Raw genomic sequence first — 16053 nt, forward strand, 5'->3', positions numbered from 1 at the left:
TCTTTTGCGGACTTTTTTGTGCCAGTCCGGTCATGCTTGCTTCCATATTGAGATTGCTGCTTTTACTGTTGTAATTTTCGTTGATGTACATGAGATCAGCATTGCGCATTGACATAATTTCAATATTTAAAACCTTCATTAACTTCTCCATAAGCTAAAAGCTTGGCTAGAACGGCACTGTCGGTATAAGTTTGAAGTCACATTCCGGAGCTAAGGTTAATGTGGAAACGCGCATAGTTAAGCGTTTAATGGCTGTCACTTGCCTCCGTTACCATCTCTTTAAGCTCTCTGTTAATTTCTTTTTTACCTGAGAGTCCGTTTTTTTATGGTCGTTTTTAAAGAACTGCTAAACTATTATTGCCAGGCACAGGATTAGAATGATCCCTACCAGCTTTTCAGCCCGATCTTGTTATTTTTAGATTTTGCCATTTCGTGTTGTATCGATGAGAAAGGCCCTAAATGGTAAGCCACCAGCAGAGATTACAGGTGCAATTTAAAAGAAAAGGTGTTGTGCTTGAACAAGAGACCTGATGGTATTTAGATGTTGCGTAGTCGACCGTTATCCACGAGTAAATTCTCCTATCAGACGCGATTAATACTGTTTTTTATAGCGTTTTGACTGCGTTATGAGAGGATTTTAGTCAATATTTAAACAATGTGAAAAAACGTTTGTTCAATTCAAATAAGTGTTCAGCACGAAATGAGCGTAGTCAAGTTAGATTTCATACACCGCATTGGAAAATACTCAAACTCAGGAATCCCTCTCTGAAGAGATTTCATTTAAAGAGATACTAATTAATTTTATAAAGTGGTTTAGGTACATCGTATCTAAATGGGTCGTAATTGTAATTGTAGCGATTGTTGGAGGGGTACTGGGCTTTATTTATGCAAACAGCAAGCCGCTGAAGTACAGGGCGGTAAGCACGTTTGTCTTACAGGAACTGAATACAAATAATGCCCGGGGAAATGATTTTGTTTCTATCCTTGGATTCAATGTCCCTGAGGCTGGAGGCCTGTTTCAAGGTGAAAATCTTCTGCAGCTTTACAGAACGCGCTTTATGATTAAAAAGACGTTACTCAGTAAGGTTCCGGACAGTAAAAATGAATATGTAATTGACCGTTACCTTAAGATAAATGGTCTTAGGGAAGCTTGGAAAGAGCATCTTAAGCTTAAGAATATTAACTTTTTTATTAAGTCGAATAAAAGCTATACAAGACTACAAGATAGTTTAATCACTGCTTTTGTAGATGACATCAACGCAAATTATTTACAAGTTGGCAAGGATGATCGCTTAAATTTTATGAGGGTTGAAGTAAGATCCCCTGACGAAGACTTCGCTAAGTTGTTTAATGATCAGATCGTTAAAACGGTAAATGACTATTACATCCAAACAAAGACTAAAAGATCAGCGGAAAACCTGAGGCTACTACAACATCAGACCGACTCCATTAGAGCGGCGCTTAATGGTGCAATGTATAGAGTGGCCTCCTCATCAAGTATGAACTTGAACCCCGCAAGAGAGGTATTAAAGTTGCCATCCCAACGTAGCCAGGTGGGAGCAGAGACCAACAGAAGCATGTTGTATGAGTTGGTAAGAGATCTTGAAGTATCTAAAATGTCGCTTCGTAAGGAAACTCCATTGATTCAAATTATGGATGAGCCCGTGTTTCCATTACCAAAGTTCAGAGATAGCCGGGCGAAGGCATTAACTATGGGTACTCTTGCCGCGGCCTTGTTAACGATAGCACTTTATTCTGCTATCTATTTGTACAAGCGGATTTTAGAATGAAGAAGATTTGTTTTTTTATTTCCTCAGTCGAGCTCGCCGGAGGCACCGAGCGGGTCTGCTCTGCGATCGCCAATAAACTTGCCGAGCTTGGCTGGCAGGTGTCTGTGTTAAGCATGTATGGAGATGTCTCTTTCTTTCCCTTACGTTCTGAAATCCAGGTTGCTTGCGTTTTTCAAAAAAAACAAAGTTCGAAGTTTCTTCCCTATACTGTTTTTAAGATAAGAGGGCTTTTGACAACTCTTAATCCTGAAATATTAGTTAGTGTTGATTCAGCAATGTTCGTTTATGCATTCGTAAGCTCATGGTGGCTAGGTATCAAACATCTTGTTTGGGAGCATTTCAACTTTCATGTGTCCTTAGGATCTCGCATTCGGACCATTGCCAGGAAGTTAGCCGCGAAATACAGTGCTATCATTGTGACGCTAACCGTTGGAGACAAAGAAGAATGGAAAACTAATTTAAAGTGCAAATCAAAGCTGGTTACCATTGCTAACCCTTCACCGTTTACTCCTATGTCTGTAGAGCTCATTAATAGAAAGCCTGTAGTTCTGGCAGTGGGCAGAATAACCTATCAGAAGGGCTTCGATAGGCTGTTAAACGCTTGGAAAACGGTTACATTACAAATTGACACAAATTGGAAGTTACATATTGTCGGCTCTGGCGAAGACGAACAGCTGCTAAGTGAGAAGGTTGAAGCACTTGGAATTGCTGCTTCGGTTCGCTTAATTCCAAGAACCGCCAACATTAAGTCACATTACATGGAGTCCAGTATATTTTGCTTGTCTTCAAGGTTTGAAGGTTTTCCTATGGTGTTATTAGAGGCACAGTCGTTTGGCTTGCCGCTCGTTAGTTACAACTGTAAGACAGGTCCAGCCGAAATCATAAATGATGGTAACGGAATACTTATTGAAGACGGTAATGAGCAATTAATGGCAGATGCCCTAATCAAGCTGATGGGAGATCGCGAATTACGGACGGAAATGGGAAGCAGATCGCTTAGAAATTCCCATAAATTTGATATCAATGTAATTGTTGGACAGTGGACAGCACTATTAAATACAATGTAAACCGTGAAAATACTGTATCTAATTACCGGATTGCGTCTTGGTGGAGCAGAGCATCAGTTATTGATACTAGCTAAAAATATGCTTAAAGAAGGCTCCGATGTCGAGGTGATTACTATGGAGTCTGGCGGGGTGATGATAAAACAATTTCGCCAATCGGGAATCGTTGTGCATGAATTAGAAATTAGAAAATTCGCTACGCTGAGGTCCGGATATGTTAGGTTTAAGAAATTGGTCGTTGATTTCAAGCCCGATATCATTCATTCTCATATGATTCACGCCAATTTGTTTGCAAGGGCTTTTAAGATTTTCAATAAGAAATATAAACTGATCAACACTGCCCATAATATTCGGGAGAATGGTCGCACAGTGATGCATGCTTATGCGCTTACGAGAAAGGTACCAGAATGGTCCACTAACGTTAGTCGCGAGGCCTATGCCTACTTTTTAAGCAAAGGATATTTCGATGTGAATAAATCCTCCTATATGCCAAACGCAATAGATACTGCAAGATTTATTGAGGGTGCAAATTGGTCAAATTCTTTGCATGGAGAACTTGGCCTGGATAATGAATCATTTATATTCTTTTCAGCAGGGAGACTCGAACCTCAAAAGAACTATTACATGCTGTTGCAATCGTTTGCGATTGTAAGGCAGCAGATTGACAATGTGTATTTAGTGATTGCCGGAGAAGGTAACGACGAGAAGATACTCAAGAAGCTAAGTAGTGATCTGCAAATAAGCGCCTATGTGCATTTTTTAGGAAGAAGGAGCGACATGCCGTTTCTTTTAAACCAAAGCGATTGCTTTGTACTGAGCTCTAGTTTTGAAGGTTTCGGGATGGTTGTGGCTGAAGCAATGGCTGCAGGGAGATTTGTTATAGGCACTGACTGCGGAGGTGTGAAAGAGGTTATGGGAGGTTTTGGAGAACTTGTCGAGGTAGATAATCACCAAGTAATGGCCGAAGCAATGATAAGGGCATACCGGTTTCCCAAATCTCACGCTGAGCTGGAAGCGGCAAGCAAACATATAAAAGACAATTATTCAATACCCGACGTAATAAGTAGGTGGTTAAAATTATATAACGGTATCTGACAAGATGAAAGTTAAAAAGATATGGGCCATTTATTTCTTTATAAAAGTTTTTTATATGTTCTTCGCGATCTATATTTTCTCGCGCATCACTACCTTGGGAGATACTTTTGACTACTTAAATTCTGCTTTACAATTTACTCCTAGAATTTTTTATTCCTCCACAGCATTAATGCAATTTATTGGTGCAATTTCCAGGAGCGCTTTACGGTTAGATATTCTTGCGTGCATCCCTTTTATGCTGCTTTCTTTCTATGGTGTATATTATGCGGTAGACCGGTTAAACTTATATAGGTATTCTACTTATATACTTATCCTCTTTTCGCTTCCTAATTTTGGTGTATGGACCAGTGTACTTGGCAAAGATGCAGTAGGATGTTTTTTTATGTGTATCATCTCCGTCGTTCTCGTAAAAAAACTACATGGCAAGTACACCTTACAGTTTATCGACTATCTTGCACTTTACTTGTGTTTAATTTTCAAGCCTCAATACTTACTGTTTGTACTGCAGGCGATTGTTTACCTTACTTTAACCCATCCCTTTAAAGACAAAAAAAACTTCCCTTTTTGGTTAGGGATTTTCATTATAGCAGCAAATGTAATCGTAATCTATCTTGCCCGGGATCTTATTGATGAGCTCGCGAGAGGAATGGCGATACATTTTAAAAGTAGTGACCCAACCCTTGCAAGGTCTACTCGCAGCGAATTGCCATGGGTGGAGCATTATGGGTTTTTTAAATCTGCTTTATACGGCATGTTTATTTCGTTTTTTGGGCCTACGTTTTCTGAGATGATACATAAGCCGGCCCATATGCTATCTGGCTTAGAAAGTCTGGCCATAATTGTATGTTTTTTAATCTTGTTAACACCCCGCCTGAAGTATATCCTCAAATCATTAAGTTTTAATCCGAGGGTATTCATGACATACCTGATTGTTTTTATTGGAATCTTGTTTTTACATTATCCATTTGGATTCTTAAATCCGGGTTCGGCTATACGTTACCGATCAAACTTTTATGCCCTATTCGTTATCTTGCTTTTATACTTGCTCGCGAAAATGAGGGAAAAGAACACACCTAAATTACCAAGGCCAGCGACCAGTTGATTATGAACAAATATCAATTCTATATTTCTTTCAACGACAAGCTTAACACGGCTTCTTCTAAGGCAATTATTGATTGTACACAGATACTTGTTCAACAGGGTTATAAGGACTACAATCTGAATATTAAAGCCAGTAGAAGCGGTTATCTGGTAAGCATATTTCTTCAAATTATAAAACTTATCTTCCATATTGAGGCGGGTTCTATGGTGGCAATTCAGTACCCGTTGTTAAGCGGAAACAAAATTTTCAAATATGTTATCTCAATCTTGAGATTAAAGAAGGTAAAGTTCTTTTGTATAATTCACGATCTGGATGATCTACGGTACGGTCGGAGCGATGATTATAATGGTGGTAAAGAGATACAACGCTTAAATTACTATGATGCGATTGTTGTTCACAATAATGTTATGAGAGATTGGCTCAGTTTGAAAGGAGTAACGGTTCCAATGGTTTCGTTGACGATCTTTGACTACCTGACAGCAGCTGAAGTCCGGCAAGCGAAGCGCCGATCGCCAGTTGAATTGCGAACAATTGTATTCGCAGGAAACTTGAGCAAAAGCAATTTTATATATAAGATAGGAGTGCTAAGGGGATGGCACTTAAACGCATATGGACCGAATTATGCGACCGAAAAAGTGGGGGTAACAAGTAATGTGACATGGCGGGGCACTTTCTCGCCGATAGAGGTTGTTGCTGAATTGAATGGAGCTTTTGGACTCATATGGGATGGAGAACATGTCGACCGGTTGGATGAAAAGTTCGGTAATTACTTAAGGTATAACAATCCGCATAAACTCTCCTTGTATCTTGCCGCTGGCCTACCAATAGTCGCACCAAGACAATCAGCTATCGCATCGCTCATTGAGACGCACAATATCGGTATACTTGTGGATAGTTTGTTTGAATTGAGGGACTTACAAATAACATATGCTCAGCACCGTTTCTATCAACATAATGTGAGGAAGTTAAGTGGCAAGGTTAGAACTGGCTTCTATCTAACACAGGCCATCAGAGCGGTCGAATGCACTATACCTACTTAATGAGCGTAATTATACCATCGCGTATAAATACTCTCCAGCCTTAGAAACTACCTGATTTATATTAACGACAAACATTCTTTTTAAATACGGCTTAATGGAGTGTAATTAAAGAGCTCGGTATCATTTAATGATAATGTCTAAGAAAAGAAGTAAGTGAGGGAATAGATGAGAATTCTGTTAATAATTACTGATTATGGAAGTTTTAACAATTTCATCTCAGAGGTGGCGGTCAGATTAATAAATATTGGGCACGACGTGCATGTGATCTGCTCGAAGGAAAAGGTGATAAATTATGATGATAAGTATCCATATTCTGAGCTAGGTATCGTATTTCATTACCAGGATTTTCCTCGTTCTTTTAACTTTTTCTCGCAATTCATAGCTTCCAAAAAAATTAATGATCAGATTGATAAGATCAAACCCGACATAATAAATATACACTTTACTACTGCTTTATTTACTACGCTCTTATATCAAAAGCCGGCATATTTTACGATGGGTACTGTTCATGGCATAGGCTATCCTAAGGTAAGAAATGCGATTAAGCGCAAGATTTTTGAGATTGTAGAAAAATTTTGCTTCAAAAAGCTGGATCAAATCTACTTGATCAACCGTTTCGACTATGACCTTGTAAAGCAAATGTATCCGGAAAAGACTTTTATGTATAACTCCTACGGTGTTGGCTGCGATTTCGAAAAGTTTGATTCGAAGATTGTTAGTCAAGAGACTAAAGCTGAGGTTAGAGAACAACTTTCAATTGCAAAAGATGACTTCGTCTTAGCGTATACGGGTAGATTTGTGACTTTTAAGGGTTTTGATCTTTTGATAAAAGCAATGATGGTCTTGAGTAAAAAACCGCAATACAAACATATTAAATTATTGCTTATTGGAGGGGAAGATCCTGCACATCCATCTGGACTTTCTAAGATCGAAAACGACTTTTTCAAAAAAAACAAACAGATTATCAAGGTAGGTTTTACGTCTAACGTCAATAAGTATCTCGCGGTTACAGACGTCTTCGTTTTTCCTAGTGTTAAAGAAGGAATGCCGGTTTGCATTATGGAGGCACTCGCGATGGGCGTTCCCGTAATTACTTCAGATTCCAGAGGCTGTAACGATCTAATCGAGGATAAGTTTAATGGTATACTCCTAAGCGAAAATCCTGATGTACAAGAAATAAACAATGCTATTCTAAATTTATTTGAAGACCGCGGTTTTCTTAAAATGCTTTCGAAAAATACGCATTCAAAACGCGAGGAACTTAACCGGATTATGTACGTAAATCACCAGGTTCATATTTACAACGAAGCCATTGAGGAAGATTTCGCAAGATCGTTTAAAGCCCAGTATACATAATTTTCACATAATTAATGCTTAGATAAATTGAGTTTCATATTAATGAGTAAAGAATCAGGTACTGAAGACATAGAGGTTCATGACAAAGATTATTGGAATATAGTAGTAAAGCCAACTTCAGGCTTTACAGGTTTCCAGCTCCAAGAGGTGTGGCATTACCGCGATTTGTTTTGGCTCTTAGTCAAGAGAGACTTTATATCGTTTTATAAGCAGACTGTTCTTGGGCCACTTTGGTTCTTTTTACAACCGCTTTTCACGATTGTCATTTACTCTTACATATTTGGTTCACTAGCTGGAATCTCAACCGATGGCATTCCAAGGCCACTTTTCTATTTGGCGGGGATTACCTGCTGGCAGTATTTTTCTGAATGCCTGACGAAGACATCTAATGTTTTTATGGATAATGCGAACGTTTTTGGAAAGGTGTATTTTCCGCGAATTATTATGCCGCTTAGTATTTCTTTTAGCAATTTAATCAGGTTTGGGATTTATCTTTTTTTATTGTTGTTGATGGTTGCATGGTATTCCGCAAGAGGTGAAATAACCGGAGTCAATTCCTTTGCCTTGTTGCTGCCCCTGCTACTCTTGATGATCGGAATGTTTGGTGTTGGCGCAGGTATGATCGTTTCATCACTAACGACCAAGTATAGAGATTTAGCCTTTCTTGTGGGTTTTGGGGTTCAGCTTTTAATGTGGGCTTCCACGGTGGTTTATCCATTATCTGCAGCGCCCGATAAATTTAGATGGTTGGTCGCTCTTAACCCAATGACGCCGATTCTAGAGGCGTTTAGAAAAGGCTTTTTAGGTGTAGGATCTTTTACATGGTCGTCTTTAGCCACTAGCGCTGGGATAATTTTTATAGTTGCAGTTCTCGGTGTAATGCTCTTCAACAAAGCTGAGCGGACATTCATTGATACAATTTAAAGATAAGCTATATGGATACAGTTATAAAAATAGAGAATGTTTCTAAAGCTTACCGTTTAGGCGAAATCAACACGGGGAGTCTTGGTAATGACTTGCATAGGTGGTGGACGAAAGCAAGGGGTAAGGAAGATCCATATTTAAAGATTGGTGAGCGAAATGATCGAACAGTTAAGGGCAAGAGCAATATTGTATGGAGCCTCAGTGATATAAATTTTGACATTAGACAGGGCGACGCGGTTGGAATTGTTGGTCGCAATGGGGCTGGCAAAAGCACTTTATTGAAATTGTTGAGCAGAATAACTGCGCCAACTACGGGATTGATACGGGCACACGGGCGCATTGCAAGTCTTCTAGAGGTTGGTACTGGATTTCATCCGGAATTAACTGGCCGGGAAAACGTCTTCCTTAACGGCGCGATTCTAGGAATGCGAAAGCATGAGATCAAAAGAAAGTTCGATGAGATTGTTGACTTCTCTGGAGTGGAACGATACATTGACACTCCTGTTAAGCGCTACAGTAGTGGAATGTACGTTCGTCTCGCCTTCGCAGTTGCTGCTTATCTGGAATCTGAGATACTAATAGTCGATGAAGTGCTGGCCGTCGGAGATGCCGAATTTCAGAGAAAGTGTTTAGGCAAAATGGGCGACGTGAGTAAAGGTGAGGGTCGGACTGTTTTGTTTGTCAGCCATAACATGTCTGCGGTCAGTACGCTTTGCAATAAGGGTGTTTACCTTAAAAATGGCGAACTAATAAGTAAGGGAGACATAGATACTGTAATTCCCTCGTATCTGGGCGACGTAGAAAGTATCGAAAGGCAGGTCTGGGAAGGTATGGAAGGCGATAAGATGCTTCGTATCCATAAGACCTCAGTTTATCCAGCTGACAAATTAAACGGTTTTCATACCAATACTGATCTGTTGATTGAGATTGAAGGTGAGGCGTTGGAACCAATAATGGATCTGGTTATGGGTTTCCGACTATGGTCGCAGTACGAATATGAACTGGCCTATGTATTACACGATGATACGGAAGAAGATCATAAATATTTTCCTATGCAAAAGTTTAAGAAAATCTTTAAGATACCTGCAAATACACTAGCGGCAGGCAATTATAAAATTGCTTTTGATTTCGGCATCCATAACAGATATAAGCTGGTTGAAGATCGTCTGTGTGACATCTCTTTCTCGCTTGTAAACATTAACGGGATCGGTAGAAAATATTTAATGAACGAACAAAAAGGATACAGTAGCCTAATAAGAACTAACTGGGTGGTTAACTAACAGATATGACAGAAAATCTTTCTTTTGTAGTGCAGGGCCCTGTGTTGAAAGACTCAGCTATTGCAGACGGCATTTTTTCAACGAAAGATGTTTTAAGTAGTATACGAACCCATTTTCCTGGCTCTGAGATCATCTTGTCTACTTGGAAGGGAACGGAAACTAGTGGGTTGGAGTATGACAAAGTTATTCTAAATGATGATCCTGGTGCAATAGTTATTCCGGGCGTTTCGAGTCCATTTAATCACAATAGGCTCATACTCAGCAGCAGGAATGGAATAGCGATAGCTAGCCACTCTGTAGTCGTAAAAACCAGGTCTGACGTAATGTTTTTAAACAATTCTTTATTGAAGAGACTTGACTATATAAAGCCGTTAAAAGGGCGTTATGCAATATTTAGAAATTCCGTATTGTCCACTAACTACTATGTGCGCAATCCCGTAAGAATGAATTTACTTTATCACGCAAGTGATATCCTGCTTGTTGGAAAAAAAGTTGATATGGAACTTTTCTTTTCTGCACCCTTGGTTTCAAGTGAGTCAATGATCACTGATAAAAACGACATTAAGATGGTTGCAGAGCAACATTTAACAACAAGTGCAATAGCCTTTATAGAAAAAAGGAAGAATGATTTCGTTAGTATTAACTCTACTTTTATTGGCCATTTCTTGAAGTCTGAACAATATCTTTTTAACAATTTTGAATTCTTTAGCATATCCGATTTGGGTGTTGCTTTTCCTAAAAAGTTACGATATGCGCTTGCACCCGAGGGCAACTACTCGATGCGCGAAGCTACGAGACTGTCACGCGGATACAGGAGTAAGAAAGGATCCCAAATGTTCAGTCTTTTACGGGGAATGGAATATTTTATAAGCAGACTGCGGCTCTATATCAACGCAAAAATTCAAATTTTTACAAAAATGTTTTTCAAGGACTAGCTATATGATTGAAATTATTAGCCATAGAGGTTATTGGAAAAAAGGAGAGGAGAAAAACCAGGCTGTTGCTTTCGAACACTCTTTTAACTTAGGCTTTGGCACGGAGACCGATTTTAGAGACTACAATGGAAAACTAGTAATATCGCATGATATTGCCGATGCTTATTCTGTTAATTCAGATGAATTTTTCGGTATTCATGCCAAATGCAACTCAAACTTACCGTTGGCTATAAATGTTAAGGCCGATGGATTACAAACTCTTTTAAAGTCAGTTTTATCAAAGTTTAACATCTCTAATTATTTCGTATTTGATATGTCTGTTCCTGATGCGCTTTTATACCTTCAGCACGATTTTGTGGTATATAGTCGTCAGAGCGAGCATGAAAAGGAGCCGGCATTCTATGACAAATGTGCTGGTATTTGGCTTGACGCATTTGTGAACAGATGGTATGATGCTGACTTAATAAGAGCTCATATCACCCATCGGAAAAAAGTAGCAATTGTTTCTTTCGACCTGCACAAGCGGGACCCGATCCCCTTGTGGCAATATTTAAAAGATAATCGATTGCACGAATGTGACGATGTTATGCTTTGTACAGATATACCCGAAGATGCTTTAAGTTTTTTTAACAGTTGATATGATAAAAGCAATAATATTCGATATGGACGGCGTGCTAATAGATGCAAAAGAATGGCATTATGAGTCGCTAAACTCTGCTTTAGCCATTTTTGGCGCACAAATAAGCAGGTACGATCACCTGGTAACATTCGACGGCTTACCGACGAAAAAGAAGCTGGAAATGCTTAGTCTTGAGGGCGGATTTCCGGGAAAACTACATGACTTTGTGAATGATCTCAAGCAGCAGTACACAATGGAGATTGTCTATTCTAAATGCAAGCCTGTTTTTCAGCACCAGTTCGCACTATCTAAGTTAAAGGCAGAAGGTTATGGACTTGCAGTAGGCTCAAATTCGGTCCGTAAAACAATTGAAATTATGATGGAAAAGTCGGGGCTCGCCAGATATCTTGACTTTTTTCTGTCCAATCAAGATGTTGGCAAAAGTAAGCCTGATCCAGAAATCTACAATACCGCTATTAAAAGACTTGGACTGACTCCAGAGGAGTGTTTAATTGTAGAGGACAATGAGAACGGTATAAAGGCCGCTTTCTTGTCGGGTGCCCATGTCATGAAGGTAGAGAACCCGGATGACGTCCATTATTATAATATTAAACGAAGAATAGAGGAGATAAACAATGCTTAAGATAATCATACCTATTGCGGGCTCATCTGCATTATTTATCAACGCTGGTTACAGTTACCCTAAACCATTAATTGAAATTAATGGAGTTCCAATGATTCAAAGGGTTATTGAGGACGCCGGTGCCTTATCGGATGAGTATGAGTTCATTTTTATTATGAGGGAAGAAGAAGCGCTAAAATTTCATCTAGACAACACATTGAAGTTATTGGCACCCCGCTCTGAAGTAATAAAACTTAAGCGGGACACTAAGGGAGGGCTTTGCAGTGTACTTATGGCTATAGATAAAATAGATGATAATGACAGCTTGGTCATATTAAATGGCGATCAAATTTTAGATGTTGTATACGATGACATTTTGAGTTACTGGAAGAAAGAAAAAGCAGACGCGGGGGTTATCACTTTTAAATCTGTACATCCGAGATGGTCTTATGCACGCATAGAGAGTGGCCTTGTAGTACAGACCGCGGAAAAAAACCCGATAAGCAATAGTGCGATCGTGGGATACTACTATTTCGAAAATGCAGGAACATTTTTTCGAGCGGCATTTCAGGTTATCAAAAATGACGTACAACTCGAAGGCAATTTTTACATCTCGCCCGTAATAAATGAATATGTATTGCTGAATAAAAAGGTGTTGGATTTCAAAATTAAGGCCGAGCAGCATCATTCATTTTATTCCCCTCAAATGATTGAAGAGTATGAAAAGAATTATAAATAGTTATGAGTTTAGAAAAATATAGGCTGGAGGAAATGACACGTGGCTGGTTTGTCGGGAATTTCACTCCAACGTTGTTTTCGACAAATGATGTGGAGGTGGCTGTAATCACTTACAAAGCAGGAGATGTTGATAAGTTTCACTATCATAAGATAGCCACAGAAATTACGGTGATACTCAATGGAACTGTTAGAATGAGCGGTGAGACTTTTGGTCATGGTGACATTGTAACGATTCGTCCAGGCATTGCAACTGACTTTGTTGCTTTGACGGATGTAACGACCGTTGTAGTAAAACTACCTGGAGCAAACAACGATAAGTATACTTTAATATAGCGCTGATATGATTAATATCGTAATCCCCATGGCTGGTTTGGGCAGCCGTTTTGCGAATGCAGGATATCTAAAACCAAAACCATTCATAGACGTCGCCGAAAAGCCAATGATCACTAGGGTCATGGATAACCTTTTTTACCCGGACGCGAATTTTATACTTATTGGGAGAGAAGAGCACTTTAATACTGAAAGTGAAATCGTAGAAGAAATAAAGAGCAGATACAACGCCACTTTTATTTCTCTTGATCAATTAACGGAGGGTACGGCTTGCACAGTTTTGTTTAGCAGGCACATTATTGATAACGAATTCCCATTGCTTATTGCCAATTCTGATCAACTAGTTGACATTTCAGTTGAAGATTTCATCAATGATTGTCTCAATAGGAATCTTGATGGTTCCATTATGACTTTTACAGATTTGGAGCTAAATCCAAAATGGTCATTTGCCAAGATAAATGATGCGGGAATCGTCACGGAGGTTCAAGAGAAAAAAGTTATATCAGAGTTTGCTACAATAGGCATATATCTATTCCGCAGAGGCAAAGATTTTGTGGATGGAGCACTCGAAATGATTGAAAATAACGATAGAGTTAATAATGAATTTTATACTTGTCCGGTGTACAATTATAGCATTAGCCATGGAATGAAGATTGGCATTTTTAATATTGACTTTGACCAGATGCATGGATTAGGAACCCCGGAAGATTTAGAGAAGTATCTGGCTATACAATCCAAGTACTAAATGCTCACATTATGGAAAAAGATAAAGTAAAAGAGAATGCCTTGGAAAAAGACGTTGTAGACAGGGTAATTTTAAAGGAGAAGGTGTTAAGTGATATTTCTGTTGTGATTCAAGGAAAAGTGTTTGGATTGCCGGGTGACGTCTACGAAAACCAACAAACATTACAGTGTATTGAAAGTGTAAGAAGCTTGATGCCGAAGGCCGAAATCATCTTATCTACTTGGGATGGCACTGATGTTTCGCACTTAGATTTCGATAAGCTTATACTCAATGAAGATCCCGGCGCTATAGCTTATAGTATCGTGGAGCCTAATTTTTTTAACAACAACAAGCGGCAAACGATTTCTACTTATAATGGTTTAAAGGCAGCGACCAAGACCTATGCTGTAAAAATGCGCGGCGACTGTAAATTTTCTGACACAGATTTTACGGACTATTTGATGGAACATCCAAGGGGAGAAAAATATCGATTTTTTAAACAAAGAATTGTCATTCCAACTAAATATACGAGGAACCCAAGACGCATTGCTCAATTGATCCATCCAAGTGATATTTTTCAGATTGGACTATTGGAAGATCTGTTGGATCTATGGGATATCCCGTTGCAGCCAGAGCCTCAAACTACAAGAGCTATCCCTATAGAAAAGAAAATATTCAATAATGCACTTGACTGGGGGCATTTTAGAATGAAATTCGGAGCTGAGCAATACAATTGGCATATGCTCTGTAAGAAGCACGGGTTAAATATTGAGTTGAAGCATTATAGCCATATACCGTATGATAAGATACTCGCCTCTGATATATCAATTATTAATAATTTCATAATTGATGATGCATTGATATTAGGCGTGCTCTTACCTAAAAAAATGCATTCTCGGCCAATTAGGGACCTTTACACTCATGAAGAATGGAAAGAGCTTTCTTTAAAATACTCAAAAGGTGTATCGCGGTTGTATGAACTTAAATTAATTTTAGTGGTGTATTATAGTAATGTATCCAGAATTGTCTGGAGGATTCAACACCGAATTGGAAAATTTGGGTTTGCAAACCTTTTCAAGTCCATGCTTCCCTATTTAAGGCCTGGAATTCGAGACGTACGCAATTCGCAGCCACAAGTCCTTCACGCAAATGAGAGTCCCGGAAGTAATTTATCTACTATAAAATGAAAAATGTACTCATCCTCGCCGCAGGCAATATTTCGAATAAATTATCATTTATTAAGGCTTATTATGCTTCTCCTGCTTTGATACCTATTAACACCAAACCCCTTATCCTTTATCATCTTGAGTTTTATAATAATTTTGATTGTAAGATTTACCTGGTAGTGAATCAGCGTGATGTGCAGTATATTGAAGAGAGTGTCAATCTCCGAGAATTTGAGTACGAGATCTTGGGCGTGCCAGACTCGCATGGAGTTAATGAATCTCTCGAGTATGCATTGTCTCGGGTTGCTGGAGGTGAAGAGACCATCGTTAATCTTGTTACTACAATACCCACTGAATTCCCGAAAAGTAAGACAGTGTATCTGGAAACGGAACCGACTTTTAATAACGACTGGTCCGGTATTAAGTCGCTAGAAAATGAGCTCGTCTTTCTCTTCAAGGGAGATGAGGAGAAACACATGAGCAATGCATTTATTGGTATTTTTAATATTGACACCGAGATCTTGAGACAAATCATTGGTAAGGTAGAGAACCAATCGGATTTGCTGGAGGTTATCAAGCTGTGGTACAGCTCATTTCCAGAGGAATTCCGTTATGAGCTCACAGAATGGATTGATGCAGGTCACGAACTCAATTACTATCAATCGAAACTGAAACTTATCTCAAGCCGTTCTTTTAATGCGGTCATGGTAAATGAATCAGGAGTGCTAATTAAAAGCTCCTCTAATTTTAAAAAGCTTAAGGACGAATCGAATTTTATAACAGCCATTCCCTCTGACTTGTCGATTTTTTTCCCCCGTATTATTGAAGGATTTACTTATGATTCTGCTAACAAAAGAGGAAGCTATGCCATGGAATTTTATGGTTATCCGAGTTTGGCGGAATTACAGTTGTATTGGGACTTGAAAGATGAGGTGTGGGATAGGGTATTTGCCGACCTTAAAAAAGTAGTATCGCAGTTTCGGAAAGAAAGATATTCCATTGGCTTGGGTGCCTTTAATGACTTTTATACCGGCAAAATCGAACAGCGGGTAAGCGAGTTTTATCAGTCCCTTAAGCCTGACTTGCAGTACCTCATAACCAATGATTTGATTATAAATGGTACGAACTGCCTCGGTTACGGAAAGCTTAAGGATAAGCTTTTTAAACTTAAAACCCACCAAAATGAGTAAAACCAATTTGGTGTTGCTCACCGAGACTTTTGCTTCAACAATATTTTATACGACGTTTCACACCGGTTGATCAAATTG

General features: G+C 39.0%; 16 protein-coding genes. All 16 read left to right on the forward strand.

Annotated features, from left to right (window positions below):
- Nucleotides 1-734 precede the first annotated feature (734 nt).
- The 16 genes from WKF66_RS13045 to WKF66_RS13120 all read left to right on the forward strand — a co-directional run bounded on the left by WKF66_RS13045 (nt 735) and on the right by WKF66_RS13120 (nt 15975).
- Nucleotides 735-1790, forward strand: coding sequence for a lipopolysaccharide biosynthesis protein (locus WKF66_RS13045; RefSeq protein ID WP_489674900.1), 1056 nt, complete (start codon nt 735-737; stop codon nt 1788-1790).
- Nucleotides 1787-2857: a glycosyltransferase family 4 protein gene (locus WKF66_RS13050; RefSeq protein WP_489674901.1), complete on the forward strand. Its 1071-nt coding sequence runs from the start codon at nt 1787-1789 to the stop codon at nt 2855-2857. The genes WKF66_RS13045 and WKF66_RS13050 overlap by 4 nt, the downstream gene beginning before the upstream one ends.
- Before the next feature lie 3 nt (nt 2858-2860).
- Nucleotides 2861-3949, forward strand: coding sequence for a glycosyltransferase (locus tag WKF66_RS13055; RefSeq protein ID WP_489674902.1), 1089 nt, complete (start codon nt 2861-2863; stop codon nt 3947-3949).
- A 55-nt stretch (nt 3950-4004) separates the two neighbouring features.
- Entirely contained in the window at nt 4005-5051 is a 1047-nt protein-coding gene (locus WKF66_RS13060; RefSeq protein WP_489674903.1) for a hypothetical protein, read from the forward strand.
- A 2-nt stretch (nt 5052-5053) separates the two neighbouring features.
- Nucleotides 5054-6091 (forward strand): glycosyltransferase, encoded by a 1038-nt coding sequence (locus tag WKF66_RS13065; RefSeq protein ID WP_489674904.1) that lies wholly within the window; start codon nt 5054-5056, stop codon nt 6089-6091.
- A 165-nt stretch (nt 6092-6256) separates the two neighbouring features.
- Nucleotides 6257-7447, forward strand: coding sequence for a glycosyltransferase (locus WKF66_RS13070; protein ID WP_489674905.1), 1191 nt, complete (start codon nt 6257-6259; stop codon nt 7445-7447).
- Between the two features lie 42 nt (nt 7448-7489).
- Entirely contained in the window at nt 7490-8371 is an 882-nt protein-coding gene (locus WKF66_RS13075; RefSeq protein ID WP_489674906.1) for an ABC transporter permease, read from the forward strand.
- A gap of 11 nt (nt 8372-8382) precedes the next feature.
- Nucleotides 8383-9651: an ABC transporter ATP-binding protein gene (locus WKF66_RS13080; RefSeq protein ID WP_489674907.1), complete on the forward strand. Its 1269-nt coding sequence runs from the start codon at nt 8383-8385 to the stop codon at nt 9649-9651.
- 5 nt (nt 9652-9656) lie between these two features.
- Nucleotides 9657-10586: a WavE lipopolysaccharide synthesis family protein gene (locus tag WKF66_RS13085; protein ID WP_489674908.1), complete on the forward strand. Its 930-nt coding sequence runs from the start codon at nt 9657-9659 to the stop codon at nt 10584-10586.
- 4 nt (nt 10587-10590) lie between these two features.
- Entirely contained in the window at nt 10591-11223 is a 633-nt protein-coding gene (locus tag WKF66_RS13090; protein ID WP_489674909.1) for a PI-PLC domain-containing protein, read from the forward strand.
- Nucleotide 11224: 1 nt separating this feature from the next.
- Nucleotides 11225-11848 (forward strand): HAD family hydrolase, encoded by a 624-nt coding sequence (locus tag WKF66_RS13095; RefSeq protein WP_489674910.1) that lies wholly within the window; start codon nt 11225-11227, stop codon nt 11846-11848.
- Nucleotides 11841-12566, forward strand: coding sequence for a glycosyltransferase family 2 protein (locus tag WKF66_RS13100; RefSeq protein WP_489674911.1), 726 nt, complete (start codon nt 11841-11843; stop codon nt 12564-12566). The genes WKF66_RS13095 and WKF66_RS13100 overlap by 8 nt, the downstream gene beginning before the upstream one ends.
- 2 nt (nt 12567-12568) lie before the next feature.
- A complete protein-coding gene (locus WKF66_RS13105) occupies nt 12569-12898 on the forward strand; it encodes a cupin domain-containing protein (protein WP_489674912.1) in 330 nt (109 codons plus the stop codon).
- Nucleotides 12899-12905: 7 nt separating this feature from the next.
- A complete protein-coding gene (locus WKF66_RS13110; protein WP_489674913.1) occupies nt 12906-13640 on the forward strand; it encodes a glycosyltransferase family 2 protein in 735 nt (244 codons plus the stop codon).
- An 11-nt stretch (nt 13641-13651) separates the two neighbouring features.
- A complete protein-coding gene (locus WKF66_RS13115; RefSeq protein WP_489674914.1) occupies nt 13652-14806 on the forward strand; it encodes a WavE lipopolysaccharide synthesis family protein in 1155 nt (384 codons plus the stop codon).
- Nucleotides 14803-15975: a glycosyltransferase family protein gene (locus WKF66_RS13120; protein ID WP_489674915.1), complete on the forward strand. Its 1173-nt coding sequence runs from the start codon at nt 14803-14805 to the stop codon at nt 15973-15975. The genes WKF66_RS13115 and WKF66_RS13120 overlap by 4 nt, the downstream gene beginning before the upstream one ends.
- The last annotated feature ends 78 nt before the right edge of the window (nt 15976-16053 follow it).

The organism is Pedobacter sp. (assembly GCF_037719805.1).
Taxonomy (GTDB): domain Bacteria; phylum Bacteroidota; class Bacteroidia; order Sphingobacteriales; family Sphingobacteriaceae; genus Pedobacter.

What these genes read in the sequence shown, in the direction of transcription:
- WKF66_RS13070 (WP_489674905.1), top strand. Translation starts at nt 6,257, where the DNA reads ATGAGAATTCTGTTAATAATTACTGATTATGGAAGTTTTAACAATTTC.
- WKF66_RS13090 (WP_489674909.1), top strand. Translation starts at nt 10,591, where the DNA reads ATGATTGAAATTATTAGCCATAGAGGTTATTGGAAAAAAGGAGAGGAG.
- WKF66_RS13060 (WP_489674903.1), top strand. Translation starts at nt 4,005, where the DNA reads ATGTTCTTCGCGATCTATATTTTCTCGCGCATCACTACCTTGGGAGAT.
- WKF66_RS13080 (WP_489674907.1), top strand. Translation starts at nt 8,383, where the DNA reads ATGGATACAGTTATAAAAATAGAGAATGTTTCTAAAGCTTACCGTTTA.
- WKF66_RS13120 (WP_489674915.1), top strand. Translation starts at nt 14,803, where the DNA reads ATGAAAAATGTACTCATCCTCGCCGCAGGCAATATTTCGAATAAATTA.
- WKF66_RS13095 (WP_489674910.1), top strand. Translation starts at nt 11,225, where the DNA reads ATGATAAAAGCAATAATATTCGATATGGACGGCGTGCTAATAGATGCA.
- WKF66_RS13100 (WP_489674911.1), top strand. Translation starts at nt 11,841, where the DNA reads ATGCTTAAGATAATCATACCTATTGCGGGCTCATCTGCATTATTTATC.
- WKF66_RS13085 (WP_489674908.1), top strand. Translation starts at nt 9,657, where the DNA reads ATGACAGAAAATCTTTCTTTTGTAGTGCAGGGCCCTGTGTTGAAAGAC.
- WKF66_RS13075 (WP_489674906.1), top strand. Translation starts at nt 7,490, where the DNA reads ATGAGTAAAGAATCAGGTACTGAAGACATAGAGGTTCATGACAAAGAT.
- WKF66_RS13050 (WP_489674901.1), top strand. Translation starts at nt 1,787, where the DNA reads ATGAAGAAGATTTGTTTTTTTATTTCCTCAGTCGAGCTCGCCGGAGGC.
- WKF66_RS13105 (WP_489674912.1), top strand. Translation starts at nt 12,569, where the DNA reads ATGAGTTTAGAAAAATATAGGCTGGAGGAAATGACACGTGGCTGGTTT.
- WKF66_RS13065 (WP_489674904.1), top strand. Translation starts at nt 5,054, where the DNA reads ATGAACAAATATCAATTCTATATTTCTTTCAACGACAAGCTTAACACG.
- WKF66_RS13115 (WP_489674914.1), top strand. Translation starts at nt 13,652, where the DNA reads ATGGAAAAAGATAAAGTAAAAGAGAATGCCTTGGAAAAAGACGTTGTA.
- WKF66_RS13110 (WP_489674913.1), top strand. Translation starts at nt 12,906, where the DNA reads ATGATTAATATCGTAATCCCCATGGCTGGTTTGGGCAGCCGTTTTGCG.